Below are 24,745 nucleotides of genomic sequence, written 5' to 3' on the forward strand. Positions count from 1 at the left end.
TCAGGGCTCGAGCGGCTCCGGCTGTTGCGCAGCGATGGCGTCATAGGTTTCCACACGGTGTCGGTCTTCACTGCTGAACAGCCGCTCGCGCAGCTGGCGCTGCAATTGCTCGCCATCGGCCTCGCTCAGCCCACGGCCTTGCAGGCTGGACAGCTCGCTGCGATAGGCCTGGTAGCGCTGCTGCCAGTCGCGCTCGCGACGCTGCTCATCCAGCAGACGCTGCACGGTGTCCGGATCATAGGTCATCGCCAGGAACTCGCGCACCTGCTGCTCGTCCGCGTCATCACGCCATAACTGCTCACTGTGCTGCAATTGCTGCAGGGCCAATTGCTGGCGCTGCTCGCTCTCTCGCAGCGCATCGGGCAGACGCTCACGCAGCTGTTCGAGCAGCTGCGTGCGCTGCGCCTCGCCGAGGTCATCACGCTGCTGCAAGGCCAGATTATCGAGGGTGTAACGGGCATAGGCCTGTTCGGCGCCGAATAGCGCCTCCTGCGCAGCTGCAGAGAAATGTGCGCGGCGCAGCTCGTCCAGACGCGCGAAAGCCGACTGCAGCGCCTGCAACTGCGCCTTCGGCTCGACCTGCTGCCGGGCATCCAGCGGCTGCTGCATCAGCGCCATGCTCGCGCGCTTGTAGTCCAGGTAGTCGCCGAGCAAACCGATCAACTGCCCGAGCGCTGGTTCCGGCAGACGCCGTCCGGCATCGGCCAGCAGCGCTTCGATCACCGCATCGAGCCCGGAACGATCGACCGCGCTGAGGAAGTAATCGAAGTAATCGCGAACCGCCAGATCCAGCACCAGATTGCCGGCTGAGTCCGTCAGCAGTTGGCCATCCACCTCGGTACCGGCCAGGCTGGGCAAGGTCGCGGCTATTGCCGGTTGCGCCTCAGCTGGCGCCTTGGCGGCGGGAGCCGAAGCCTGCTCGATCGACGACTGCTGCGACGGCATGGCGACAGCGGCGGCAGGTTGCACCCCGGGCTCCGCTGCCGGCCAACGCCAGTACAGGGTAAGGCCGCCAGCCAGCACCACGGCAGCCAGGGAAAGACTGAAGAACTTGGACATGCAACCTCACTGCGGCGAGTTGCCCCGCCGCGCTCATCGGGATCAGACGCCTTTGTTCTTCAGGCGATTGGCATGCTGGCGATACAGCGAGACCGGCTCGGTCCAGCCACGGATGCCGAACAGGTGGTTGATCGCATCGACGTGGTTCATGTTGTAGCTGTCGTCGATCACCTGCCCCAGATAGGTGGAGCACACGCCCACCAGGCCGTCGTTCTTCTCGCTGCCGAACACCAGCCCCGTGAAGGCCAGGAATGGGTCGGCCGCGTCGAGCACGTTGGTATAGGACGAGTTACCTGTCCAGGAGTAGTAGCGAATGCTGTGCCCGCGCACGTTATGCACTTCCGTGGATTTGGCGCAGTAGCTGCTGTTGTTGACGCCCCAGGGATGGCGACCATTCAAGGCAGTGGTGCCCGCAGTGGTCAGGGTGCCCAGCGCATTGATGCCGTTCTGCGGATTGCTGGCCCCGGACAGCAGGTTGATAACCGCGCCCAGTGCATTGGCGATGGCATTGGCACCACCTTCGATACCGCCACCCGGGGGAATCACCCCACGTATCACGTCGGCCACTTTCGAGCCCTTGTTGACGCCATTGATCGAGGTGACCGAGGCCACCAGATCCGGGCGCAGCGAAGCGGCCACGCGTGATGTCGGCGAGCCCTGGCTGTGACCGATCAGGTTGACCTTGCCACCGCCTGCGGTGGCCCAAGGCACGATCTGCCGGGCCAGCTCGGCGCCGCGCTGCTCGCTGTCGTTGAACGCAGCGACACTGGCGACATGAACCCGCGCACCGTCGCGCTCGAGGTTCCAGGGAATGGTATGGAAGTAGTTGACCAGACCGCCGATGGTGTTGAACCCGGTCACGCCGTGCACCAGCACGATCGGATACTTGGTCTTGGTGTAGTTGGCCTGGGCCTCGATGGCGCCAAGCAGGGCGAATGTTGCGACAGCAGCGGTATAGACGCGACGCATGGGTGCCTCCTTATTGTTCTTGTGGGCACGCCGGGTGAACTGCGTCCGGCGCCTGAGCAGTCTAGGCAGGCACACGGACACGGCCCATCGCCCAGATGGGTGAAGGGCCGTGGAGCGGGAGGAATCAGAGCCTGTTCAAAGTCTCGCGAGCTAGAGTCATGCAATACCGATGGCGGCCCCACAAAAACAGGAGAGGAACGGTCGGAGTCGCGGCCGACTGTGCTGTAGCACATGAGCAGTACTCACTTCGTTCGCCCTTCGGGCCGCGCTAAAGCGCGTTAGCCGCAAGCGGCTTGCCGAGCCTTGACGCAGCAGGGCCGACGCGCAGCAGACTTTGAATAGGTTCTCAGGGTTGCGAGGCGATCGCCTTTTCTACGGCGGCAATCAGCTCGGGATCATCGGGTTTGGTCAGGCTAGAGAAACTCGCCACCACCTTGCCCTGGCGGTCGACCACGTACTTGAAGAAGTTCCAGCGCGGCTGGCGACTCTGCTCGGCCAGGCCCTTGAACAACGGGATGGCATTGGCACCGGAAACCGGCTGCGGCTCGGTCATGGCAAAGGTCACGCCGTAGTTGACGTAGCAGACGGTGGCGGTTTCCTCGCTACTGTCGGCCTCCTGGCGGAAGTCGTCGGACGGCACGCCCAACACTTCCAACCCCTGACCCTTGTAGCGCTGGTAAAGCGCTTCGAGCCCTTTGAACTGCGGGGTGAAGCCGCAGAAGCTGGCAGTATTGACCACCACCAGTGGCTTACCCGCGTACTGACAGAGATCGACGCTGCTGTCCTTGCTGCGCAATTTGGGCAGCTCGCCCTGGAGCATGGCCGGACACTCAGCGGCCAGCACCGGCAAAGCCAGGCTGGAGAGCAACAAACAGCAAGCAAAACGACGCAGTGACATGACAGTGAACCTCAAGAGATAACGCAATAGCGTCACGCTACTCGCAGCTCACGCCCCAGGCAACTAGCAGATACCCACCCCCAACTGCAGCAAGGCCAGGCCACCCTGGCGCCAGCCCCACCAGGCCAGCGCCAACAGGAGGCCAAGGCCCACCGTCAGGCCGGCGAAAACCAATGCCCTGCCGCTCAAGCCGGCACTCCCTGCAGACGCGCCACCGGCACCTCACGCACCGGCCAGTTCAGCGCTGCAGCCATCACACTCAGGCCGATGGAGATCTGCCAGACCAGGTCGTAGCTGCCGGTGGTGTCGTAGAGATAGCCGCCCAGCCAGCCACCGAGGAAGGAACCGAGCTGGTGGAACAGGAAGACGATACCGCCGAGCATCGACAGGTTGCGCACCCCGAACATGGTCGCCACGGTACCGTTGGTCAGTGGCACGGTGGACAGCCACAGCAGGCCCATGGCGATGCCGAACAGGTAAGCGCTCCATTGCGTCAGCGGCGTCAGCAGAAACAGGGTGATCACCATCCCACGCAACAGGTACAGGATACTGAGCAAGCGCGGCTTGGCCATGCGCCCACCGAGCCAGCCGGCGATATAGGTGCCGAAGATGTTGAACAGGCCCACCAACGCCAGCACCGTGGTGCCAGTCAGCGCCGGCAGGTGGTGATCCACCAGATAAGCCGGCAGGTGCACGGCGACGAACACCACCTGAAAGCCACAGACGAAGAAGCCCAGCGCCAGCAGCCAGAACCCGGAGTGACTGGTGGCCTCGCGCAGCGCTTCGACCAGCGTCTGCTGCGGACCATTGGTCACTGGTGGCGGCGTCTCCTTGATCATCACGGCCAGCGGAATCATCAACGCCACCAGCAACCCCAATGCCAGCAGCGCAGCCGACCAGCCGAGCCAGCCGATCAGGCCGAGCGTGCCGGGCAGCATGGCGAACTGACCGAAAGAGCCGGCCGCGGCAGCGATGCCCATGGCCATGCTGCGCTTCTCCACCGGTACGGCGCGACCGACCACGCCGAGAATCACCGAGAACGACGTGCCGGACAGACCGATACCGATCAGCAGGCCGGCACTCAGCGATAACGACAGCGGCGAGTCGGCCATGCCCATGCACACAAGACCCAGCACGTAGAGCACGCCGCCGATGACGATAGCCTTGCGCGCACCGAAACGGTCGGCCAGCGCCCCGGTGATCGGCTGCGCCAGGCCCCAGATCAGGTTCTGCAGGGCGATGGCGAAGGCGAACACCTCACGGCCCCAGCCGAACTCCGCACTCATCGGCGGCAGGAACAGGCCGAAGCCATGGCGAGTGCCAAGCGACAGCGCCAGAATCAGCGATGCGCCCAGCAGCAGCCAGGTGGTTGAACGCCATGCAGTTGTCATCGGTATCTCCAGCGTACGGTCGCCTGCGACCGTGTAGGCAGTGATGCGGCCATCAGGCCAGTTCCTCGAGCAGCCTCATCAGCTCGGCGCGGCGATCGACGCCCAACCGAGCATTGAGCTCACGCTGCACCTGTTCCCATAGCGGCAGCGCCTGTTCGATGCGTTGCAGGCCGGCTTCTGTGAGCCGTACCTCACGAGCGCGCAAGTCGCGCCCTTCTCCCAGTTGCACGAGCCCCTGTTCTTCGAGAACCCGCAGGTTACGCCCGAGCGTGCTGCGATCGAGCCCCATGGCCTCGGCCAGCACCGAGATGCTCGGCTGCCCGAGTCGCTGCACATGGCGTAGCAGGGAAAACTGCGCAGCCCCCAACCCGACGACAGCCAGGGCATCGTCGTAGCGGCGGGTGATGCCACGGCTGGCGCGGCGCAATTGGGTACAGAGGCAGGAGGTCGGCAACATGAATGCAGGTATATACCCGCATAAGCGATTGGCACTCATACAGTTACGTAGCGCGTCGCCATAACAGTTGTTTCAGAGGCTTAATGCCAGAGCCAACAGTGCAGCACACTCGGCCAGCTCGACCAGCGCACCGGCGGTATCGCCCGTGGTGCCGCCCAGGCGCCGCAACAGCGCGCGGCGCAGCCAGACGAACAACAGCAATGCCGAGGCCAGTGCCAGCAGTCCCTGCCAACCGAACAGCAGCATGCCCAGCAGATGTACGCCCAGCACCCAGGGTAACTGTTGGCGCGGCAGATGATCGACCAGCGCCTGGCCCAGCCCGCCGGCGCGCACATAGGGCGTGGTCGCCAGCAGCAGCGGCAGCAGGCTGCGTCCCAGCCAGGGCAGTAACAACAGGTAGATGCCCTGCCCGGCCTGCAACAGGGTCAGCAGCGCGGCGAACTTGAGCAACAGCAGTAGGACCAGCACCACCACGGCGATAGGGCCGCTGCGTGGGTCCTTCATGATCGTCAGGGTGCGTTCGCGGTCGCCGAAGCCGCCGACCCAGGCGTCGGCCGTGTCGGCCAGACCATCCAGATGCAGGCCACCGCTCAGCCCCACCCACAGCGCCAGGATGATCGCTGCCTGCAGCGCACCTGGCGTCTGTCCCAGCAGCAGATGGGCGAGCCACAGCAGCAGACCGAGCAGCAATCCAACAGCCGGATACCAGAGCAACGAGCGCCCGACCTGCTCGGACGTCGGCATTCCCGGCAGACTCACCGGCAGGCGGGTGAGGAACTGCAAGGCGATCAGCAGTGCAATCATGGCAACTCCGCCAGCCTCCCGCCGGCATCCAGGCTCAGGCGAAAACGCTGGGCGTAGCCGACGTTGACCTGCAGCAGATCCTGCCGTGGCAGGCCGCGCGCGCGCGCCAGCAGCAGGCGCATCACACCGCCATGAGTAACCAGCAACAGGCGCTCGCCCGCGTGGCGTTGCTGCAAGCGCTGTGTGGCAGCCAGTACACGCGCCTCGAACTGCAGCAACGGCTCGCCATTGGGCGGCGTGAATGCGTAGGGATCGGCCCAGAAGCGGCCCAGCGCGTCGGCATCGCTGTCCATCAGCTCTGCGGCGCTGCGCCCCTCCCAATCACCGAAGTGCAGCTCTTGCAGTCCCGCCTCGTAGTGCAGCGGTAGCGCATTGGCCAACGCGACCTCTTCGGCGAAACGCGCGCAGCGCTGCAGCGGCGAGCTGATCAGGCGATCCCAAGGGCCGGCGCCCTGCACTGCGCTGCGCAGCTGCGTCCAGCCCTGCTCGGTCAGCGCATCATCCAGGCTGCCGCGCAGCCCGCCTCCCTGCTCGGTCTCGCCATGTCGCAGCAGTTCCAGATGCACCATCAGTTCGGTCTCTCGGCCACGGCGGCCTCGGCGAAGGTCGCCATCTGCCCGTGCAGAGCGCAGGCCAGACGCAGCAATGGCACGGCCAACGCGGCGCCGCTGCCCTCGCCCAGACGCAAACCGAGTTCCAGCAGCGGCTCGGCCTTCAGCGCCTGCAGCACGCGAACATGACCGGGTTCGGCACCGTGATGGGCGAACAGCAGCCAGTTTCGGCAGGCAGGGTTCAAACGCACCGCGAGCAAGGCCGCGACGCTGCAGATAAAGCCATCGACCAACACCGCGATCCCCTGCTGCGCAGCGGCCAGGTAGGCGCCGGTGAGCGCGGCGATCTCGAAGCCGCCCAGGTGGATCAGCGCCTGCAACGGCCCGTCGATCCGGGCTTGGTGCAAGGCCAGCGCGGCATCGATCACCCGCGCCTTGTGTGCCACGCCAGCGTCGTCCAGGCCAGTGCCAGGGCCGGCCAGCTCGCTCGCCGGGCAACTCAGCAGCCAGCAGGCCAGTGCCGCCGCCGCCGTGGTGTTGCCGATGCCCATCTCGCCACCGACGAACAGGTCGCAACCGACGGTGCGCGCACGCTGAATACTGTCGCGGCCAGCTTCCAGGCAGATCATCACTTGCGCATGGGTCATGGCCGGATCACGGGCGAAGTTCTGCGTACCGGCGCCAACCTGCAGATGACGTACGCCAGGCAGCGGCGGCAAGGGTTCGGCAGTGCCCAGGTCGATCACCTCCAGCGCAGCGTCCAGCTGGCGCGCGAGCACGCTGATGGCCGCACCGCCGCTGACGAAGTTGGCCAACATCTGCCCGGTCACCGCCTGCGGGTAGGCGGAAATCCCTTCGGCCACCACACCATGGTCACCGGCAAAGATGGCGATCCACAGTTTGTCCAGGCTCGGCCGCTCACGCCCTTGCAGCGCTGCCAGGTGAATGGCCAGTGCCTCCAGCCGGCCCAGTGAGCCGGCCGGTTTGGTCAGTTGCTGCTGACGGTTTTCCGCCTTGGCCCTCGCGACATGATCGAGCGGCTGACACGGTCCTTGCCACCATTGCAGACTCATAACGCATCCCCCTTGAGCACCATTGGCAAGCCAGCGACGGTGAACAGCACGCGCTGACTGTGCTCGGCCAGCGCCTGGTGCAACCAGCCGGCCTCATCGACATAGCGACGGGTCAGCTCGCCCAGCGGCACCACGCCCAACCCGGTTTCATTGCTGACCAGCAGGATGCGCCCTGGCAGCTCATCCACACAGCTGAGCAGCGCATCGCGTTCGGCTGCCAGCCGGGTCGGATCGTCCTGCATCAGCAGGTTGGTCAGCCACAGGGTCAGGCAATCCACCAGCAGGCAGCGCCCGGGCGCGGCCTGCTCGCGCAGAACACGGGCCAGCTCCAGCGGCTCCTCGACCAGCGCCCAGTGCGCCGGCCGCCGCGCGCGATGCTGAGCGACGCGCTCATTCATCTCGCCATCGAGCGGCTGGCTGGTGGCTACATACACCACCTCAAGCCCCGATTCTCCGGCCAGTTTCTCGGCCAGCCGGCTCTTGCCGGAACGGGCACCGCCGAGGATCAATTCAAGCATGCTTCAATCCACATTCTTTTCTCCTTGTAGGAGCGAGCTCCGCTCGCGCACCGTACGGCACAAAAAGCCGCGCGAGCAGAGCTCGCTCCTACAGACCACAAAGCACTCTGAGCTTCTCGGTATCCAGGTGCTGTTCCACCTGGTCGGCCAGGCGCTCGATATCGCGCTCGCGCAACGCCTGGTAATCCACCATCTGCACCTCATGCAACCCGGCCCAGCGCAACAGCGCGGCGAGCGCCGGCGGCTGCTCGAACAGGCCGTGCAGGTAGGTGCCGAGCACCTGGCCGTCGGCACTGAGGCCACCGTCGTGGCGGCCGTCATCGAGCTGTACGGCACCATTGAGGCCCGGCCCACGGCTGACGCCGGCATGAATCTCGTAGCCGCTGACCTGCGCCTGCTCCAGGCACAGCCGGCCGTGCACGTTGCGCAGCTGTTTCTCCGGTTCCAGCAGCGTCTCGAAATCCAGCAGGCCGAGGCCCTCGCTGCTGCCGGCAGCGCCTTCCAGGCCATGCGGGTCGTGAATCTGCCGACCGAGCATCTGCAGGCCGCCGCAGATGCCCAGCAGCTTGCCGCCATAACGCAGATGGCGGGCGATGGCCGTGTCCCAGCCCTGCTCGCGCAGCCGGGCCAGGTCGGCGCGCACGCTCTTGGAGCCGGGCAGGATGATCAGGTCGGCCGGAGGGATGGCCTGGCCCGGCCCGACGAAGGTCAGCTGCACCTGCGGATGCAGGCGCAAGGGGTCGAAATCGGTATGGTTGCTGATGCGCGGCAGCACCGGCACCACCACGCGCAGCGCCTGCGCGCTCTTGGCCTGCTGACGGGTATCGACGGCGTCTTCGGCTTCCAGGTGAAAATCCATCAGGTACGGCAGCACGCCGAACACCGGCTTGCCGGTGCGCTGCTCCAGCCAGTCCAGCCCCGGCTTGAGCAGGGCGATGTCCCCGCGAAAACGGTTGATCACGAAACCCTGAATACGCGCCTGCTCGCTCGGGCTGAGCAGCTCCAGGGTGCCGACCAGATGGGCAAACACGCCGCCCTTGTCGATATCGGCGATCAGGATCACCGGACAATCCACTGCCTCGGCAAACCCCATGTTGGCGATATCGCCGGCGCGTAGATTGATCTCGGCCGGCGAGCCGGCGCCTTCGACCAGTACCAGTTCATGACGCTCGACCAGTCGGGCGTGGGACTCAAGCACCGCCGCCATGGCCACCGGCTTGTAGCCGTGATATGTCAGCGCCTGCATATTGCCGATGGCCCGGCCGTGGATGATCACCTGGGCACCCATGTCGCTGTTGGGCTTGAGCAGCACCGGGTTCATGTCGGTATGCGGCTCCAGCCTGGCCGCCTGCGCCTGCACCGCCTGGGCCCGGCCGATTTCACCGCCATCGGCGGTCACTGCCGAGTTGAGCGCCATGTTCTGCGGTTTGAACGGCACCACGGACACACCCTGGCGCTGCGCCCAGCGGCACAGCGCCGTCACCAGCGTGCTCTTGCCGGCATCGGAGGTGGTGCCCTGCACCATCAACGTAGGCATCAGGGCGTTTCCTCGAGACTCACCAGAATCGGTGCACACTCCAGCAGGCCATGCTGCAGACGCTGCCAACCCGCCTCATCGGCCGGCAGGCCGAAGCGCAGACTGTCCAGTTCGGTGAACAGGCGCACCAGGATGCCGCGTCGCGCCAGCAGCTCGGCGCAGGGCACGGCCCGGCGCGTACAGCAGAACTGGAACAACGCCGAACCGCCAGTTGGCGGCATACCGCAGTCGCGCAGCAAGGCGGCCAGACGCTCGCCATCAGCCAACAGGCGCTCGCGCTGACGGCGCTGGCCCTCGCTGTCACCGAGCAGATGGCAGGCGATGCTGCGCGCCGGGCCGCTGACCGCCCAGGGCCCGAGCAGCGCTTCCAGCTCGTCGAGCAAGGCCTGCGCCGCCAGGACGAAACCCAGGCGCAGGCCGGCCAGACCGAAGAACTTGCCGAACGAACGCAGCACGATCAGCCCCGGCATGTCGCTGTAGGCCGCCACGCTGCGCTCCGGCGTGCAATCCATGAAGGCTTCGTCGACCACCAGCCAGCCGCCGCGCTCGGCCAGTTCATCGTGCCAGTCGAGCAGACGCGCCGGCTCGATCACGCGCCCGGTAGGGTTGTTGGGATTGACCACCAGCAGCACGTCGAGCTGCGACAGCGCCCGATGCACCGAGCCCTCGCTGAGCTTGATCACCCGATGTCCCTCGCGTCGCCAGGCGGCGGCGTGCTCGGCATAGGTCGGCGCGAGGATACCCACGCTGCTGTGCGCACGCAGACGCGGCAAAGCCTGAATCGCTGCCTGCGAGCCGGCTACCGGCAACAGGCTGGCTGCGCCGTAGTAGTCGCGCGCAGCCGCCTCCAAGCCATCGTTCGCCTCGGGCAATCGCGCCCAGGCGTGAGCCGGCAGCGGCGGCAGGTCCCAACCATAGGGGGCGATACCGGTGGACAGGTCGAGCCAGTCCTCCAGTGGGATGCCATAGCGCTGCGCCGCCGCGCGCAGACGACCTCCATGTTCAAGCACCCAGCACCTCCCAGATCATCAGGCATAGCAGCCACAAACCAACGCCGGCGATAACCCTGTTCATCGCCCGCTCGATATCCCGCGCACACGGCGGCGGGCCTTCGCCCAATTGCGGGCGCTCATGCACCTCGCCGTGATACTCCGCCGCACCACCCAGGCTCACGCCCAGACTGCCGGCACCTGCCGCCATCACCGGGCCAGCATTGGGACTGTCCCACAAGGGCGCCTGCCGGCGCCAGCAGCGCAGGGCCAGAGCGGTACGTCCAAGCAACGCATAAGTCAGCGCCACCAGGCGCGCCGGGATGTAGTTGAGCACGTCATCGATCTTCGCCGCCGCCCAGCCGAAGCGCTCGAAGCGTTCGTTGCGGTAGCCCCACATGGCATCGAGGGTATTGCTCAGGCGGTACAGCACGACGCCGGGAGCGCCGGCGACGATGAACCAGAACAAGGCGGCGAATACCGCGTCGGAGCCGTTCTCCAGCACCGACTCGGTGCCGGCGCGGGCCACCCCGGTGGCGTCCAGCTCGGCGGTATTGCGGCTGACCATCCAACCGACGCGCTCGCGTGCCAGCGGCAGATCGCCCAGGCGCAGCGCGCGGGCCACCGGCTGCGCATGTTCGTAGAGGCTGCGCAGGCCAAGGGCGAAATACAGGGCGAAGATCTCCACCGCCCAGCCAAGCGAGGTCACCTGCATCAACAGCCAGGTGAGCAGGGTCAGCGGCAGCACCGCCAGGCACCAGGCGGTCACGCCATGGCTGCGCCAGCCGCCGCCAGCCGGATTGAAGCGCTGCTCCAGGCGCCCCGCCAGGCGCCCGAAGGCCACCAGCGGATGCGCACGCCTGGGCTCACCCAGCACGGCATCGAGCGCCACGCCGGCACAGGTGATCAGCGCCAGGCTCATCGTTCAGTCACCCTGTATTCCCCATCGATTCTCGAACAGCAGCTCGCTCAGCGGTCGTGGTTTGGCCCAACCCTCTTCCACCAGCATGGGTTTTTCGTAGAAGGCCTGTACCGGTCCCAGGCACAGCAGCGCCACCGGTTTGCTGCCAGCCGGCATACCCAGCAACGCGGCCAGCGCCTCTGGGTCGAACAGCGATACCCAGCCGAGCCCGAGCCCTTCGGCACGCGCAGCCAGCCACAGATTCTGAATGGCGCAGGCCACCGAGGCCATATCCATTTCCGGCAGGGTACGTCGCCCAAAGACATGCGCTTCGCGCCCCTCCATCAACGCCACGGCGAGTAGCTCGGCGCAATCGCGAATGCCCTCGACCTTCAGCCGCATGAACTCGTCACTGCGCTCGCCCAGGGCCTCGGCAGTACGCACCCGTTCGGCCTCCACCAGTTCATGAACAGACTCGCGCAGTTGCGGATCAGTGATCCGCACAAAGCGCCACGGCTGCATCAGGCCGACACTGGGGGCGTGGTGGGCGGCTTCGAGCAGGCGCGCCAGGACCTCGGCCGGTACCTCGCCACCACTGAAATGACGCATGTCGCGGCGCTCGGCGATGGCGCGATACACCGCCGCGCGCTCCTCATGGCTGAAGGCATGCTCGCTCATGGACGTAGCAGCGCGGCGGCCGCCTCCGGATTGGACGGCAGATAGAAGTGGATATAGCTGGCGGTGAGTCGCCCCAGACGATACACCGCCTCGGCCACCGGCTTGCCGTTCGGGCAGCGACCACGCACCAGCGGCTCGAGCGGGCTTTCCAGACGCGAGTGATGGTAGCTGTGGCCACGCAGCTCACCTTCCGGCAACGTCACTGCCTGCAGGGCCAGGGCGGTCAGACGCGGTTGCAACGCAGCGCTGCCTGCCAGCAAGCCGAGCATGCGGCCACTGGCGCCCTGCTTGTCGCGCAATTCATCGAGCAGATAGAGCATACCGCCACATTCGGCCAGCAGCGGCTTGCCGGCCTGATGATGGGCGCGGATCGCTGCGGCCATGGCCTGGTTGCCTTCCAGCTCGGCCAGGTACAGCTCCGGATAACCGCCGGGCAGATAGAGGCTGTCCACCGCCGGCAGCTCGCGATCGGCCAACGGCGAGAAATAGTGCAACTCGGCGCCAAGCACCTGCAGCAGGTCGAGGTTGGCCTGATAGAGGAAGGCGAATGCCGCATCGCGCGCCACGCCGATGCGTACGTCAGCCAATAGTGGCGCCAACTCATCGAACTGCGGCGCGGCGAAGCTCACCGCAGGCGGCAGGTCGACGTTGGCACTGGCCGCCAGCGCATCGGCGGCCGCGTCCAGGCGGGCATCCAGATCGGCCAGTTCCGCCGCCTGCACCAGCCCCAGGTGGCGGCTGGGCAGCTCCACCGCAGCGCTGCGCGGCAACGCGCCGAACCAGCGGATATTCGATGGCAGCGCATCACGCAGAATCTCGCCGTGGCGCGTACTGGCGACACGATTGCCGAGCACGCCGGCAAAGGGCAGATCCGGCTGGAAGGTGGCCAGGCCGTGGGCCAGGGCGCCGAAGGTCTGCGCCATGGCCGCACCGTCGATCACGCCCAGCACCGGCACGCCGAAGTGGCGCGCCAGGTCCGCCGCCGAGGGCTTGCCATCGAACAGGCCCATCACCCCTTCGATCAGAATCAAGTCCGCCTCGCCAGCGGCCTGCCAAAGCAGTCGCCGACTTTCCGCCTCTCCGACCATGGCCAGGTCGAGCTGGTACACCGGCGCGCCACTGGCACGGGCGTGGATCATCGGGTCGAGAAAGTCCGGGCCGCACTTGAACACCCGCACCCGCCGCCCCTGGCGGGTGTGCAAGCGCGCCAGGGCAGCAGTGACGGTGGTCTTGCCCTGACCGGAAGCCGGCGCGGCGATCAGCAGCGCCGGACAGTGACGTGCGCCCATCAGAATTCGATGCCCTTCTGTGCTTTTACCCCGGACTTGAACGCGTGCTTGACCAGGCTCATCTCGGTGACGGTGTCAGCCGCCTCAATCATCCCAGGCAAGGCGCCACGGCCGGTCACCACCACATGCTGCAGCAGCGGCCGGGCTTCGATATCGGCCAGCACCGCATCCAGTTCGAGATAACCGTGCTTGAGAGCGATATTGAGCTCGTCCAGCACTACCAGGCCGACGGACTCATCACTGAGCAGCCGCCGGGCAACCGCCCAGGCCTCCTGCGCCTTGGCAATGTCGCGCTGGCGATCCTGGGTTTCCCAGGTGAAACCCTCGCCCATCACGTGGTAGCTGACTTCCTCGGGAAAACGGCGGAAGAAGGTTTCTTCACCGGTGCTGGCCGCGCCTTTGATGAACTGCACCACGCCGACCCTGATGCCATGGCCAAGGGCGCGCGCAACCATGCCGAAGGCGCTGCTGCTCTTGCCCTTGCCGTTGCCGCTATGCACCAGCAGCAGGCCGTATTCGTCCTGGGCCTGGGCGATCTTCTCGTCGATCAGGGCTTTCTTGCGTTGCATGCGCGCCTTGTGGCGGGCATCGCGGTCGGTCGATTCGCTCATGCGGTGATCCTGTCAGGCGCCCGCCCCGGCCTGCTTGAGTAGGCAGTGGGGCGGCAACGAGGAAAACGACGCGGCGATCATCCGCACATCCTCATTCAGGCGCTAATGGCTTGGCAGGCGAGCGGAAGACAGAAAACACGAACGCCCCGGTAGAACCGGAGCGTTGGCCGGACAGCGCCCTCCGCGATGCCGTGAAACTGCGACAGGCCGGTCTCCGGGCTTGTGAGCGAACCATCGGTTCGACGCCGCGCCTTCCCGTGCATTGCACAGTGGACTGAAGCGACGTTTGACTCACCTACCGTTGCGGGGGCAGCGCCGGCATTGGAACCGGCTTCCCTGTTTCACCCCTTGGCCATCACGGATGATGGCGCGGGGCACCTGAAGCAAGGCGCGCAGGTTAGAGGCAGGGCACCATGCGCGTCAACTCGGCTCAGCGAGCGGCGTCGGGACGAGCGCGCGGCCCCGGCAGAATGCCATTGTGCGGGTTGCTCGAGAGCAGACGAGCACTGGTGATGCCGGCGATTTCATGACCACGCTCACTCAGCGTATTGACCACCTGATCGACCAACGCCACGATCAGCATGCCGACCAGCCCACCGCTGTTATTCTGCTGCTGCTCAGCACTGCTGGCGCGGGCCGAGCCTTCCCACAGCAGCTTGCCAGTACGCAGATCGACCAGCTTCGCTGAGGCGGTAACGGCCACTTCGCTGCTGATGATCTTGTAGCTGCTGCCGTACTCGGTCACATCCAGGTACAGCACGCTATCGGCACCGAAGATCTCATGCAGCTTTTGCGGCGAGGCGTCGCGAACTTCCTCGGCATTCATCAGGCCATTCTGCTTGAAGGTCTCGTCCACCACGCCAACCGGCATCACGTAGTAGCCGGCCTCGCTCAGCGGCAGCGTGACCTGCGAATAAAGACTGTAGGAAGCCTTCACATCCGGCGACTGGTTGACGGGCGGCAAGACCAGAATCGATGCCGGCTTGCTTTCGAGAAAAGCCGTGTAGTCATAGCTCTTGGGCGTGGCGCAGCCGGCAAGAATCGCCAGGCAGGCCAGCAACGCACCGGCCTTGAGCGAACGCAGAGAAAGGCTCATCTTCATTTGTCGAATTTCCGCATCAGAAAGTCCATGTACGTGGCGGACTCGGGGTAGAGCGCCTTCTCGGTCTCGAACTGCTGGCGAACCTGGTCGAGCTTGCCGACATCGGCGTAGAGCATGCCCAGGTGAGCGTGGAAGCCCGGTGGCAAGGTGCGATCAGCGGCGCGCGCCTTCTGCACGCTGGCCTCCAGCGCAGCGATTTGTTCCTCGGTGCCGCTCTTGCCGTCGAAGCGCTGGTACACCTGTTGCTGGTAGCCGTCCCAGTAATACAGGGGCTGCGGGCCACTGGCGCAGCCCCCCAACACGCCGAGAAGCAACATCCCGGACAAAGCGGCCAGTCTGCGGGTAACGATCATGATTGCTAAGTTCCTTTTACTTGGCTGGATTCCATGCGCCACTGTCGACGCCATTGACCAGGTTGTTCACCGCCTCGCGAATGGCGAGATCGAGCACTTTGCCATTGAGGGTAGAGTCATAGCTGGCGGTGCCGCCGAAACCGATGACCTCGCGGTTGGACAGGCTGTATTCGCCCGCGCCCTGGGAGGAGAACACCACTTCGGAGGTCTTCACATCAACGATGTTGAGATTGACCTTGGCATAGGCGATCTGCTGCTTGCCACGGCCGAGAATGCCGAACAGCTGGTGATCGCCGACTTCCTTGCGACCGAATTCGGTGACATCGCCAGTCACCACGTAGTTGGCGCCACGTACCTGCTGCGCCTGCTTGGAAAACCCGGACTCCTGCTGCAGCTCGGCGAGGTTGTCGCGATCGAGCACATTGAAGCGGTTGGACTGCTGCAGGTGAGTGATCAGGATGGTCTTGGCCTGACCGCCGAGACGATCGACGCTGTCGGTGAAAATCCCACGCATGTAGCTGGAACGGTTATCGAACTTGCCGACAGAGATTGGACTACGCGCCCCGGCATAGGCCACCTGCGCAGTATTGACCTTGGCGACCTCCAGCGTGCGCGACTGCTCCGTTGCGCAGCCAGCAAGCAGCACGAACAAGCCAGCAAGACTGCCGGCAAGGGTCTTTTTCATACGAACCTCACTTCAATAGATGAATACGCCTGCTCAGCACATGCCGAGAGACAAAAAGCGGGGACGTCAGGGGAATGCCTTGAAAAACAGGCAAGGAGAAGCGCGGCGAACGAGTCTGTCCCTGACGATTGGATCCACTGCCAAGTCTGTAAGTAGTGGTGCATCCTGCGAGCGCGGCGATTCTAACCAAGCAAAAGAGACTTTGCCATCCCGGCTAGCACACGAAACCACCGACCCTGCACATGCGGCGGAGCCCAGGGTTATCACCTAGCAACTGAAGGTTCTGCAGAGCGTACGTGCACTATCAAACAACTGTGGCAGGCGCTCACGGCAGGCCGCGTCGAGTTGCAGTAGCCAGCGCCTCAGGGGTTACGCGCAAGCTCTGGCGTGATGACCCGCTTGGCATCGAGATAGACGCCCTGCCAGTAACCGCTGGCGAGGCTGTCCAGGCGCACCGTTCCACCTGTGGACGGAGCATGGACGAAGCGACCTTCGCCGACATAAATCCCGGCATGACTGACTGCCCGCCCGCCGTTGGTGGCAAAGAACACCAGGTCGCCGCTTTTCAGGGCGTCGCGACGGACATCAGGGGTGCGCATGGCACTCAACTCACGCGTCGAGCGCGGCAGACTGATACCGGCAGCATCGCGGTAGACATAGCCGATCAGGCCGCTGCAGTCGAAACCACCCTCAGGGGTATTACCACCATAGCGATAAGGCGTACCGACCAGACCAAGAGCGCGGAACAGCACGTCTTCAGCGCCCCCCTGATAAGAGGACGAAGAGACTGGAGGTATGTAGCTGGGCTGGGGAGAGGGAGCGCGGCTGCTGCAGGCACTCAGCAGCAGAACGAGAGCGATGAGGGCAACACGGGTCGTGACGGGCATAAGCGAGGCGATCCTGAGCCTGAATGCGCTCTACTCTGCCGATTCACGACGAACGGCGCAACCCTGGGGTTACGCTGTGAAACATCAGTTATGGCGCTTGGCTGCGGCCTGATCTTCCACCGGTGCCAGCGCGAGGACGCGCTTGGCCTGCAGATAGCTGCGGTTCCAGTAGCTGTCATCGAGGCTGTCGATGCGCACACCGCCACTGCGACTGCTGCTGGAGTGGATGAACTGATCATCGCCGAGGTAGATACCTGCGTGACTGACGCGACCACGGCCACGATCATTGAATAGGATCAGATCACCCGGCTCCAGATCGGCACGCGCCACCTTCGGCGCATCGAGCTTGATCAGCTCACGCGTGGAACGTGGCAGCTCCAGGCCAACTTCCTCGCGGAACAGGTAGCCGACGAAACCGCTGCAATCGAAACCGGACTGTACCGAGGTGCCGCCGTAGCGATAGCGAGTGCCTATCAGCGAGCGGCCGAGATCGAGCAGACTGTCCGCCAGCTGCGGCATTTCGTAGGGTTTGTCGTCGATCAGCGCGGTGATTTCATCATCGGCAGGCTCGACCTGCTGAGAGAGCGGACGAGCAACTGGCTCGACCTTGGCTTCGCTGATCTGCGGTTGCGGCGAGTGGCCGGCGCAGGCAGCGAGAAAGACTGTGAGTGCGAGAGGCACGAGGGGTGCGAAGCGTTTTAGCATGGGCACGACCGTGTCAGTTGAATTTACAAGTCGGCGACTATGCCTTCTACGAGGCTCATTTGCAAATTCTATCGTTAGAAATGTGACCCAGTAGTTTCGCCGCGCCATCTAAAGCGCCCGACCGCACAGCCGGGCGTTTCAGGCGCTAGCCGAGAATCTCGCTCAAGGGAATGAAACGCAGCATATCCCCTTCGACCAGCGTGCTGCCCTCCATCACCTCGGCCAACCCTTCGGCCCAGGCGGCACTGCGCAGCACACCGGAACTCTGATTGGCATAGGGCACAACACGGCCATGCTCCAGGCGCGCACGCAGGTATTCACGGCGCATACCCGGCTTACTCCAGGTAAAACCTGCCGGTACCGCGAAGCCCAACGGCTCTACCCGCAGCCCCCCCAGACGACGCAACATATAGGGACGCGCCAACAGCCCGAAGGTGACCAGTGTGGACGCCGGGTTGCCCGGCAGACCTATTACCGGAACGCCTTGGTAGTGGCCGAAAGTCAGCGGTTTACCCGGCTTGATCGCCAATTTCCACAGCGTCAGTTCGCCCGCCTCACGCAGGGCCATGCCGAGAAAATCCGCCTCCCCTACCGAAACGCCACCGGTGGAGAGGATCAGATCGACCTCCCCCAGCGCTCCCAGCGCTTCGCGGGTACGCTGCAGGTCATCGGGCAATATTCCCGCATCGACCACACTGCAGCCCAGCCGCTGCAGCCAGGCAATCAGCAGACGCCGATTGCTGTTGTATATCTGCCCCGGGCCAAGCGCCTGCCCAGGCTCTACCAGTTCGTCACCAGTGGATAGCACGGCAACGCGCAGCCGCCGCCGTACTGACAACCGCGCAGCGCCAAGGGACGCCGCCAACCCCAGCTCGATTGGCCCCAGACGGGTACCGGCCGGCAGCACGCACTCGCCGATGCGGGTTTCCTGACCTTGAGCTCGAACGTTCTGCCCGGCTTTCAATGCTTCGCGGAAATTGACGCACCCCGATTCATCGAGCTCGGCGTTCTCCTGCATTTCCACTGTGTCGGCACCTTCCGGTAGCGGCGCCCCCGTGAAGATGCGCGCACAGGTCCCCGGCTCCAGCGGTGTTGGTGCGGTGCCGGCCTGAATGCGCTGGCTAACCGGCAACGCCTGGCCAGTCCAATCGGCCAGACGCAGCGCGTAACCGTCCATGGCGCTATTGGCCCAGGGCGGTAGATCCAGCGCCGCGATCAGCGGCTCGGCCAATACCCGACCATCAGCTTCGGCCAGCACGACCTGCTCGGTCTCCTCGATGAGGGAAGCGCCGGCCAATGCCAGCAGACGCTCCAGCGCCGCCTCCATGGGCAGCAGGCCGGGATGATCGCAAGCACTCATCCGCGCGTCTCGCAGGCGCCCACCTGCTTCAGATGCGGCACGAAGTTGCAGGGACGATGGCGTGCATCCAGTTGCTCGCCGAGGATGCCATCCCAGGCAGTGCGGCAGGCGTTGGTCGAACCCGGCAGGCAGCAGATCAGGGTGCCGTTGGCCAGACCGGCCAGCGCACGCGACTGGATGGTGGAAGTGCCGATATCGGCCAGGGAGACCTGCCGGAACAGCTCGCCGAAACCATCGACCTGCTTGTCCAGCAGGCAGGTGACCGCTTCCGGCGTGCTGTCGCGGCCAGTGAAACCGGTACCGCCGGTGATCACCACCACCTGCACCTGATCCTCGGCAATCCAGGTCGCCACCTGAGCACGGATCTTGTACAGATCATCCTTGAGCAGAACGCGAGCGGCCAGTTGGTGCCCGGCGGCGGTCAGACGGTCGACCAGCAGTTGTCCCGAGGTATCGGTCTCCAGCGTGCGCGTGTCGCTGACGGTCAGCACGGCAATATTCAGCGGTACGAAAACCGCGTCGGCCTTGTGGTTCATGGCAGGCTTCCAATTGGGAGAGAATGGGCGCTGTTATATCACACAGCCTGCCTTCGGAGACTGCACACATGCCCGCATCCAACGCCCGCCCCACCTGCTCGGTGCTATTGCTTTCCGGTGGCCGAGGCCTGCGCATGGGCGGCCGCGACAAGGGTCTGCTGGAGTGGCACGAGCGGCCGCTGATCGCCTGGTTGCATGACCTGACCAGGCCGTTGAGCGACGACCTGATCATCTCCTGCAACCGCAACACCGAGCGCTATGCGCCCTACGCCGACCAACTGGTCGCAGATCAGGATCAGGACTTCCAGGGGCCGCTGGCTGGCATCCGCGCTGGCATGGCCGCGGCGCGCCACGAGCAGATGCTGGTGCTGCCCTGCGATGCACCGCTGGTGGACCATGCGCTGATCGAGTCACTGCTCGCCCACGCGGGCAGCCGGCCGGTAGTGATCCGCCAGGGCAACTACTGGCAGCCACTGTTCTGCCTGCTGCCCACAGCGCTCAAAGACGATCTGGAACACGCCTGGCAGTCTGGCGAACGCAGCCCACAACGCTGGTTCGGCAAACTGGCGCCCATCGCCGTCGACTGCACGCTGGACGACGCCCGACTGGCCAACCTGAATACCCCGGAAACGCTCGCGCACAGCATCTCTCCTTGCTGAAGCAGAAAGCCCTGCGCGGAACTCATACGACAGTTATACGTCTGAGCGAGGGTATAGCACCTCTTTAGCACCCAAGGAGACAGACCATGACCAAACGGATAATCCCCGCCCTTCTGATGGCAATCGGCTTTGCTGTACTGGCCGGCTGCTCCACGCCGTCGGTGATCACGCTGAATGACGGGCGTGAAATTCAGACGGTGGACAAGCCCAAGTTCGATGAAGAATCCGGCTTCTACGAATTCGAGCAACTCGACGGCAAGCGCGCCACGATCAACAAGGATCAGGTGCAGACCGTCAAGGAGCTCTGAGACTGGAGCCTGGGCCTTACCGAAGGACGTCGAGCTCCGTACAGAGCACTGAAGGGGATGATTGGCCTGCAGATTTTTTCAGGCTAACCCCTTGTGCGGTAAAAGTTTTTCGGTAGAATACGGCTCATTCGGAGTGTAGCGCAGCTTGGTAGCGCGTCTCGTTCGGGACGAGAAGGTCGCAGGTTCGAATCCTGTCTCTCCGACCAATCAAGAACCCGCCTTAATCGGCGGGTTTTTTATTGCCTGCGTTTTGTTGAAATGACTTTCTCAGCTCAGAAAGGCCACTACCTGCTCGGCATCGAATGGCCAGCTCAGTTCACTTCCACTGTCGCAGCGGCGCAGTACCGGAATGCGCAAGCCGTACTGCTCGACCATTCCCTCATGCTCGGCGATGTCGATCAACTCGACCAACAGACCATTCTCGACGAACGGCATCAGTAGCGCCTCGGCCACCTCGCAAAGATGGCAGCCCAGGGTTCCGAAAAGTTGGCATTCAGGCGTCATGAGCGCACCTCACTATCAGCAAGGTGTGCAGTTTAACATCGGCCCGGATCAGCTCGCGTCAACTCCCTTGTTGCCCGCCTGAGCGGCGAGCAGCGACTGCAAGCCGTCGAGCAGGCTGCGGTTGAGGTTGTCAGCCTTTTCCAGACGCGGCAGGTCGAAGCGCTCGTCGAGCGAGAAGCCGCCCTTGAGCAACTCTTTGAGCATGCCGCCGGCATCCTGCGCCAGGTCGCCGGCACTGCGCAGCGCATCGAGCAGGCCCTGGGCATATTCCTGCAGCCCAGCATTGACCGCACTGGCGCCCTTTCCGGCCACGGCGCCATAGGCATCGGTGGCCTGGCGCACAGTGGTCTGAGTCAGGCGCAGCGACATCGAAGCCAGTTGTTCACCATCCATTTCCAATGCCATGGCGCGATCGAAGGCGCCGGCCAGATCGCCTGCGTAGAACTTGTCGGAGAGGTCCTGCACCTGACTGAAGAGCTTCTCCAATGCCTTGATCTCGTCATCGTCCAGCTCACCCTCGACATCCACCTGCCAGCCGCCGATGCGCATGCTGCCAGACTGACTGCTGCCCACCACGCTGCTGGACTTGCCGTCGCTGGAGGCGGCGAAACTGCTCTGCGACCAACTGGCCGAAGCCTGCGCCACGGAAATGCGCAGGCGGTCACCATCACGGGTGGTGACGGACAGATCGAAAGTTTCTGCCAGCGCGCTGAAGCGCTCGCTGTAACCCGCCAGCGCAACCTTGTCCGAGGCACTCGGGGCACTGCCGAAGCGCTTGTCGAGATCGCCGAAGCCATCCTGAATGCGCTTGTAGGTATCGTCGATATCGCTGGCCACCTGGCCTTTGAGCACGCCCATGCCATCGAGAATTTTGCGCGCCTCGGCAAAGCCCTTCTCGACACCATCACGCGCCTGGGACAGCAGCTTGTCCAATTTGGCCGGATCAGCGCCAGCAGCGGCCTCGCTCTGCAAGCGCTGCTCGATGAAGCCCAGAATCCGCCCTGCCACTTTCTCCGGAGTGTAATCATCACGCGCGCCAGACAGCGAGCCCGGCGGCACGCCGAGCTTCTCGGCGAGACGATTGGCCAGCGTAGCCTGGGCGTCGGCGGCATTGTTGCGCGCCGCCATGGACTGGCTGGCTTGTGCACTGCGCGAAGCAGCGGAATTCAGTGAGCTCAGAGGATTCATGACTAAGTACCCGAACAGGTTATCTGCCGAACTTAACGGCCATTAAAAGGCAAGCTTTAACCTTTATCGACCAACGGTTGTCGATTTTTCTCAGCTCGATCGTGCTCGAACGCGTTTTTCCCGATCGATGGCCAAACCACGGAAATCCCTGATACCCACGACCTAGAGCCCACGCTCAGCTAAGCCCCGACTCCGCTCAAAGCCCCGCCAGACTAAAGTCTTACAGTCGACTCGCTATCGAGATGCTTTATTTCATCGCGCCGTAACTGGCCGGTCACTTAGTGGCCGACCTGCTTATAACAACGAGGAGACAACAATAATGAGTAAGACTCCCCTCGCCCGCGCCGTGGCCCTCGCCACGCTGGGCGCCAGCCTGACCCTGCCGAGCCTGGCACAGGCTGATTTCATCGGCGACAGCAAAGCCACTTTGGAACTCCGTAACTTCTATATGAATCGCGACCTGCGCGACACGACGGCTGCCCAGCAGTCCAAGCGTGAAGAATGGGCGCAGGGCTTCATCCTCAAGGCCGAGTCTGGCTTCACCGAGGGCACCGTGGGCTTTGGCCTGGACGCGTACGCAGGGCTGGGCTTGAAGCTGGACTCCTCGGACGAACGCGCCGGCACCAACCTGCTGCCAAACGCCTTTGGCAACGAGGGCCCGGACGAATATTCCGAAGCCACCGGCGCAGTGAAGGTGCGCCTGTCCAAGACAGTTGCCAAGGTTGGCGGGCTGATGCCCAAGCTGCCCATCGTCTCTTCTGGCGACTCGCGCCTGCTGCCTCAGGTCTTCACCGGCGGCATGATCACCTCGCAGGAGATCGACGGACTGACGCTCAACGGAGGCCAGCTGCGCGAAGTGAACTTCCGCAACTCCACCGACCGCCAGGACATCAGCGCAACCAACTACACCTCGGCGGCGAGCCCACGTGACAGCGACCGCTACAATTTCGCGGGCGGCGACTACAAATTCAATGGCGGCAACACCACCGTCGGCTTGTGGTATGGCGAGCTGGAAGATATCTACGACCAGAAGCTGTACAACCTGATCCACGTGCAGCCAATCGGCGACTGGAAGCTAGGCGCCAACCTGGCCTATTTCGACTCGCAGAACAACGGCGCCAGACGAGCCGGCAAGATCGACAACGACCTGACCTCGCTCAATCTCTGGGCCGGCCTCGGCGCCCACACGTTCCGCCTGGGCTATCAGAAAGTCAGCGGCCACGGCGCATTCCCCTTCCTCAACGAGACCGACCCCTACATCGTCAACTACATCCAGATTCTCGACTTTACCCGTGAAGACGAGAAATCCTGGCAGGCACGTTATGACGTCAACTTCGCCAGCTATGGCATTCCGGGCCTGACGGCCTTCGTCCGCTACGTGACCGGCGACGGCTTCGACGGCGTGGGTGGTGCAAGCGGCAAGGAATGGGAACGCGATGTGGATATCAGCTACATCATCCAGGAAGGCCCGCTCAAGAACCTCGGCCTGCGCTGGCGCAACGCGATGGTGCGCTCCAATGCGAGCATCGGTGATCTGGACGAAAACCGCCTGATCGTCAGCTACACCATCCCTCTGATGTAAACACTGCAGCACAACGAAAACGCCGCAACGCCTGTATCGGGTTGCGGCGTTTTTTGTCTCCCTGGAAACAGTCGGAGCCATTTCTCGGCTAGGCTCTGGCGATCGCGGAGGATGACTCGATGGACGAATACCAACCCTTGGCCTGCGCTCTCTACGACTACCTGGAGATCGCCTGCATGCACTGCTATCAGCTGGATATCGAACTGGTCGACGGCTCTCGCCTGCAGGGCCAGGCCCTGACCACGGAAACCACGGCGAGCAAGGAAGAATTTCTGCTGGTGCGCACAACAGATGGCGAGCAGCGCCTGCGCATGGACCGCCTGCTGGCGATCACCCCGCAGAATGCAGGCGCCAGTTTTGGCCGGGTACTGCTGAACGACAACCGCTGCTAGCCGCAACGCACCTAGGGATAGGGTGAGTCATGCGCGCCAGCAGCAGTCGCACTCATCTGCGGTGCGCACAGCGCAGCCTACGCGAGCGTGCAGAAACGCCGCATTACCACATCAGATCATCGGGAATCTGATAGGCCGCGTAAGGATCATCGGCATCCGGTTCTTCGACATGGGTATTGAGCAGGACGATGCGCGAGGCATCGCGCTCCTGAATCTTCAGCGCCGCCTCACGCGGGATGATTTCGTAACCACCGCCATGGCGGACGATGGCCAGCCAGCCGTTGGACAGCTTGTTGCGCACCAGGGTGTTGACCGGCAGGCGCTTGACCTTCTTGTCGTCGACGAAGTTGTAGTAGTCCTCGCCGTCGAGCTTGGGCAGGCGTGAACGCTCGATCAGTTGCTTGACCTGCGCGGTACGGGCTTTCTGCTCGGCTTTTTCCTGCTGCTGACGATTCAGCTCCTGGTCACGGGCGGCCTTCTCGGCCTGCGCCTGCAGCGCCGCCTGGCGCGTGCTGTCATCCAGCTCGGCCTGGCCCTTTTGCGCCAGACGCTTCTGCTTTTGCTGCTGCTTGCCAGCCTGCTTGGCTTGTTTTTCATTGACCAGGCCGGCTTTGAGCAGCTGGTCGCGCAGGGAAAGACCCATGAATAAAGATCCCGAACATGATTCAGTTGCGGCAGCGACGCGGATTCGCGCTACCAATCCAAGGCGCCCAGCATAAGGGCTAAGCAGCGGCGGCTCCAGCCCGAAAGCCAAGCCGC

At 64.1% G+C, this 24,745-nt stretch carries 30 protein-coding genes, 1 tRNA gene and 1 riboswitch; of the genes, 5 read left to right on the plus strand and 26 right to left on the minus strand.

Features of this window, described 5'->3' with window-relative positions; translation table 11 throughout:
- The 23 genes from BLR77_RS01195 to moaB all read right to left on the minus strand — a co-directional run bounded on the left by BLR77_RS01195 (position 1) and on the right by moaB (position 19,353).
- Positions 1-1,059: a lipase secretion chaperone gene (locus BLR77_RS01195; RefSeq protein WP_074675077.1), complete on the minus strand. Its 1,059-nt coding sequence runs from the start codon at positions 1,057-1,059 to the stop codon at positions 1-3.
- A gap of 42 nt (positions 1,060-1,101) precedes the next feature.
- Positions 1,102-2,028 (minus strand): esterase/lipase family protein, encoded by a 927-nt coding sequence (locus BLR77_RS01200; protein WP_074675078.1) that lies wholly within the window; start codon positions 2,026-2,028, stop codon positions 1,102-1,104.
- A gap of 346 nt (positions 2,029-2,374) precedes the next feature.
- On the minus strand, positions 2,375-2,926 hold the full coding sequence (locus BLR77_RS01205; RefSeq protein ID WP_074675079.1) for a glutathione peroxidase: 552 nt from the start codon (positions 2,924-2,926) through the stop codon (positions 2,375-2,377).
- A 63-nt stretch (positions 2,927-2,989) separates the two neighbouring features.
- Positions 2,990-3,115: a hypothetical protein gene (locus BLR77_RS25785; RefSeq protein WP_274379652.1), complete on the minus strand. Its 126-nt coding sequence runs from the start codon at positions 3,113-3,115 to the stop codon at positions 2,990-2,992.
- Positions 3,112-4,317, minus strand: a complete 1,206-nt coding sequence (locus BLR77_RS01210) for an MFS transporter (protein WP_074675080.1) — start codon at positions 4,315-4,317, stop codon at positions 3,112-3,114. The genes BLR77_RS25785 and BLR77_RS01210 overlap by 4 nt, the downstream gene beginning before the upstream one ends.
- A gap of 52 nt (positions 4,318-4,369) precedes the next feature.
- Entirely contained in the window at positions 4,370-4,774 is a 405-nt protein-coding gene (locus BLR77_RS01215; RefSeq protein ID WP_074675081.1) for a MarR family winged helix-turn-helix transcriptional regulator, read from the minus strand.
- Positions 4,775-4,846: 72 nt separating this feature from the next.
- A complete protein-coding gene (locus BLR77_RS01220) occupies positions 4,847-5,578 on the minus strand; it encodes an adenosylcobinamide-GDP ribazoletransferase (RefSeq protein WP_074675082.1) in 732 nt (243 codons plus the stop codon).
- Positions 5,575-6,147, minus strand: a complete 573-nt coding sequence (gene cobC / locus BLR77_RS01225; protein ID WP_074675083.1) for an alpha-ribazole phosphatase family protein — start codon at positions 6,145-6,147, stop codon at positions 5,575-5,577. The genes BLR77_RS01220 and cobC overlap by 4 nt, the downstream gene beginning before the upstream one ends.
- Positions 6,147-7,202 (minus strand): nicotinate-nucleotide--dimethylbenzimidazole phosphoribosyltransferase, encoded by a 1,056-nt coding sequence (gene cobT / locus BLR77_RS01230; protein ID WP_074675084.1) that lies wholly within the window; start codon positions 7,200-7,202, stop codon positions 6,147-6,149. The genes cobC and cobT overlap by 1 nt, the downstream gene beginning before the upstream one ends.
- Positions 7,199-7,720 carry a bifunctional adenosylcobinamide kinase/adenosylcobinamide-phosphate guanylyltransferase gene (gene cobU, locus BLR77_RS01235; protein ID WP_074675085.1) on the minus strand — a complete coding sequence of 174 codons (522 nt, stop codon included), beginning with the start codon at positions 7,718-7,720 and terminating at the stop codon, positions 7,199-7,201. Before cobU ends, cobT begins: the two co-directional genes overlap by 4 nt.
- An 88-nt stretch (positions 7,721-7,808) precedes the next feature.
- Positions 7,809-9,257, minus strand: coding sequence for a cobyric acid synthase (locus BLR77_RS01240; RefSeq protein WP_074675086.1), 1,449 nt, complete (start codon positions 9,255-9,257; stop codon positions 7,809-7,811).
- Positions 9,257-10,267 (minus strand): threonine-phosphate decarboxylase CobD, encoded by a 1,011-nt coding sequence (cobD, locus tag BLR77_RS01245; RefSeq protein ID WP_074675087.1) that lies wholly within the window; start codon positions 10,265-10,267, stop codon positions 9,257-9,259. Before cobD ends, BLR77_RS01240 begins: the two co-directional genes overlap by 1 nt.
- The gene (cbiB, locus tag BLR77_RS01250; RefSeq protein ID WP_074675088.1) at positions 10,260-11,168 is read right to left on the minus strand and encodes an adenosylcobinamide-phosphate synthase CbiB; all 909 of its coding nucleotides are present in this window, start codon (positions 11,166-11,168) and stop codon (positions 10,260-10,262) included. Before cbiB ends, cobD begins: the two co-directional genes overlap by 8 nt.
- Positions 11,169-11,171: 3 nt before the next feature.
- The gene (gene bluB / locus BLR77_RS01255; RefSeq protein ID WP_074675089.1) at positions 11,172-11,825 is read right to left on the minus strand and encodes a 5,6-dimethylbenzimidazole synthase; all 654 of its coding nucleotides are present in this window, start codon (positions 11,823-11,825) and stop codon (positions 11,172-11,174) included.
- Positions 11,822-13,114, minus strand: coding sequence for a cobyrinic acid a,c-diamide synthase CobB (locus BLR77_RS01260; protein WP_074675090.1), 1,293 nt, complete (start codon positions 13,112-13,114; stop codon positions 11,822-11,824). The genes bluB and BLR77_RS01260 overlap by 4 nt, the downstream gene beginning before the upstream one ends.
- The gene (gene cobO / locus BLR77_RS01265; protein ID WP_074675091.1) at positions 13,114-13,725 is read right to left on the minus strand and encodes a cob(I)yrinic acid a,c-diamide adenosyltransferase; all 612 of its coding nucleotides are present in this window, start codon (positions 13,723-13,725) and stop codon (positions 13,114-13,116) included. The genes BLR77_RS01260 and cobO overlap by 1 nt, the downstream gene beginning before the upstream one ends.
- Before the next feature lie 188 nt (positions 13,726-13,913).
- Positions 13,914-14,122: riboswitch (cobalamin riboswitch) on the minus strand.
- Between the two features lie 33 nt (positions 14,123-14,155).
- Positions 14,156-14,821 carry a DUF799 domain-containing protein gene (locus tag BLR77_RS01270; protein WP_373423183.1) on the minus strand — a complete coding sequence of 222 codons (666 nt, stop codon included), beginning with the start codon at positions 14,819-14,821 and terminating at the stop codon, positions 14,156-14,158.
- A 2-nt stretch (positions 14,822-14,823) separates the two neighbouring features.
- Positions 14,824-15,180, minus strand: a complete 357-nt coding sequence (locus tag BLR77_RS01275) for a DUF4810 domain-containing protein (RefSeq protein ID WP_074675093.1) — start codon at positions 15,178-15,180, stop codon at positions 14,824-14,826.
- 16 nt (positions 15,181-15,196) lie between these two features.
- Positions 15,197-15,865: a CsgG/HfaB family protein gene (locus BLR77_RS01280; protein WP_074675094.1), complete on the minus strand. Its 669-nt coding sequence runs from the start codon at positions 15,863-15,865 to the stop codon at positions 15,197-15,199.
- 362 nt (positions 15,866-16,227) lie between these two features.
- Entirely contained in the window at positions 16,228-16,752 is a 525-nt protein-coding gene (locus BLR77_RS01285; protein WP_074675095.1) for a C40 family peptidase, read from the minus strand.
- Between the two features lie 84 nt (positions 16,753-16,836).
- A complete protein-coding gene (locus BLR77_RS01290; RefSeq protein WP_074675096.1) occupies positions 16,837-17,457 on the minus strand; it encodes a C40 family peptidase in 621 nt (206 codons plus the stop codon).
- Positions 17,458-17,602: 145 nt separating this feature from the next.
- Complete coding sequence (locus tag BLR77_RS01295; RefSeq protein ID WP_074675097.1) at positions 17,603-18,817, minus strand: molybdopterin molybdotransferase MoeA; 1,215 nt, start codon at positions 18,815-18,817, stop codon at positions 17,603-17,605.
- The gene (gene moaB / locus BLR77_RS01300) at positions 18,814-19,353 is read right to left on the minus strand and encodes a molybdenum cofactor biosynthesis protein B (RefSeq protein ID WP_074675098.1); all 540 of its coding nucleotides are present in this window, start codon (positions 19,351-19,353) and stop codon (positions 18,814-18,816) included. Before moaB ends, BLR77_RS01295 begins: the two co-directional genes overlap by 4 nt.
- 68 nt (positions 19,354-19,421) lie before the next feature.
- Between moaB and mobA the strand changes: the two genes are divergently transcribed.
- The 3 genes from mobA to BLR77_RS01315 all read left to right on the plus strand — a co-directional run bounded on the left by mobA (position 19,422) and on the right by BLR77_RS01315 (position 20,526).
- On the plus strand, positions 19,422-20,012 hold the full coding sequence (mobA, locus tag BLR77_RS01305) for a molybdenum cofactor guanylyltransferase MobA (RefSeq protein ID WP_074675099.1): 591 nt from the start codon (positions 19,422-19,424) through the stop codon (positions 20,010-20,012).
- An 86-nt stretch (positions 20,013-20,098) separates the two neighbouring features.
- Positions 20,099-20,320, plus strand: a complete 222-nt coding sequence (locus BLR77_RS01310) for a YgdI/YgdR family lipoprotein (RefSeq protein WP_074675100.1) — start codon at positions 20,099-20,101, stop codon at positions 20,318-20,320.
- A gap of 129 nt (positions 20,321-20,449) precedes the next feature.
- Positions 20,450-20,526, plus strand: a tRNA-Pro gene (locus tag BLR77_RS01315).
- Between the two features lie 61 nt (positions 20,527-20,587).
- Here the strand turns inward: BLR77_RS01315 and BLR77_RS01320 are convergent.
- Together BLR77_RS01320 and BLR77_RS01325 are read right to left on the minus strand one after the other, a co-directional pair.
- Positions 20,588-20,824 carry a glutaredoxin family protein gene (locus BLR77_RS01320; protein WP_074675101.1) on the minus strand — a complete coding sequence of 79 codons (237 nt, stop codon included), beginning with the start codon at positions 20,822-20,824 and terminating at the stop codon, positions 20,588-20,590.
- A 48-nt stretch (positions 20,825-20,872) separates the two neighbouring features.
- Complete coding sequence (locus BLR77_RS01325; protein ID WP_074675102.1) at positions 20,873-22,012, minus strand: DUF5610 domain-containing protein; 1,140 nt, start codon at positions 22,010-22,012, stop codon at positions 20,873-20,875.
- A gap of 319 nt (positions 22,013-22,331) precedes the next feature.
- Here BLR77_RS01325 and BLR77_RS01330 point away from each other — a divergent pair, with 319 nt between their 5' ends.
- Both BLR77_RS01330 and BLR77_RS01335 read left to right on the plus strand, forming a co-directional pair.
- Positions 22,332-23,594 (plus strand): OprD family porin, encoded by a 1,263-nt coding sequence (locus BLR77_RS01330; RefSeq protein ID WP_074675103.1) that lies wholly within the window; start codon positions 22,332-22,334, stop codon positions 23,592-23,594.
- Between the two features lie 119 nt (positions 23,595-23,713).
- Positions 23,714-23,986: a Rho-binding antiterminator gene (locus BLR77_RS01335; protein ID WP_074675104.1), complete on the plus strand. Its 273-nt coding sequence runs from the start codon at positions 23,714-23,716 to the stop codon at positions 23,984-23,986.
- Between the two features lie 103 nt (positions 23,987-24,089).
- On the opposite strand, the gene BLR77_RS01340 is transcribed toward BLR77_RS01335, so the two are convergent.
- Positions 24,090-24,629, minus strand: coding sequence for a DUF2058 domain-containing protein (locus tag BLR77_RS01340; RefSeq protein ID WP_074675105.1), 540 nt, complete (start codon positions 24,627-24,629; stop codon positions 24,090-24,092).
- Between the last annotated feature and the right edge of the window lie 116 nt (positions 24,630-24,745).

Source organism: Ectopseudomonas alcaliphila, assembly GCF_900101755.1.
GTDB classification, from domain to species: domain Bacteria; phylum Pseudomonadota; class Gammaproteobacteria; order Pseudomonadales; family Pseudomonadaceae; genus Aquipseudomonas; species Aquipseudomonas alcaliphila.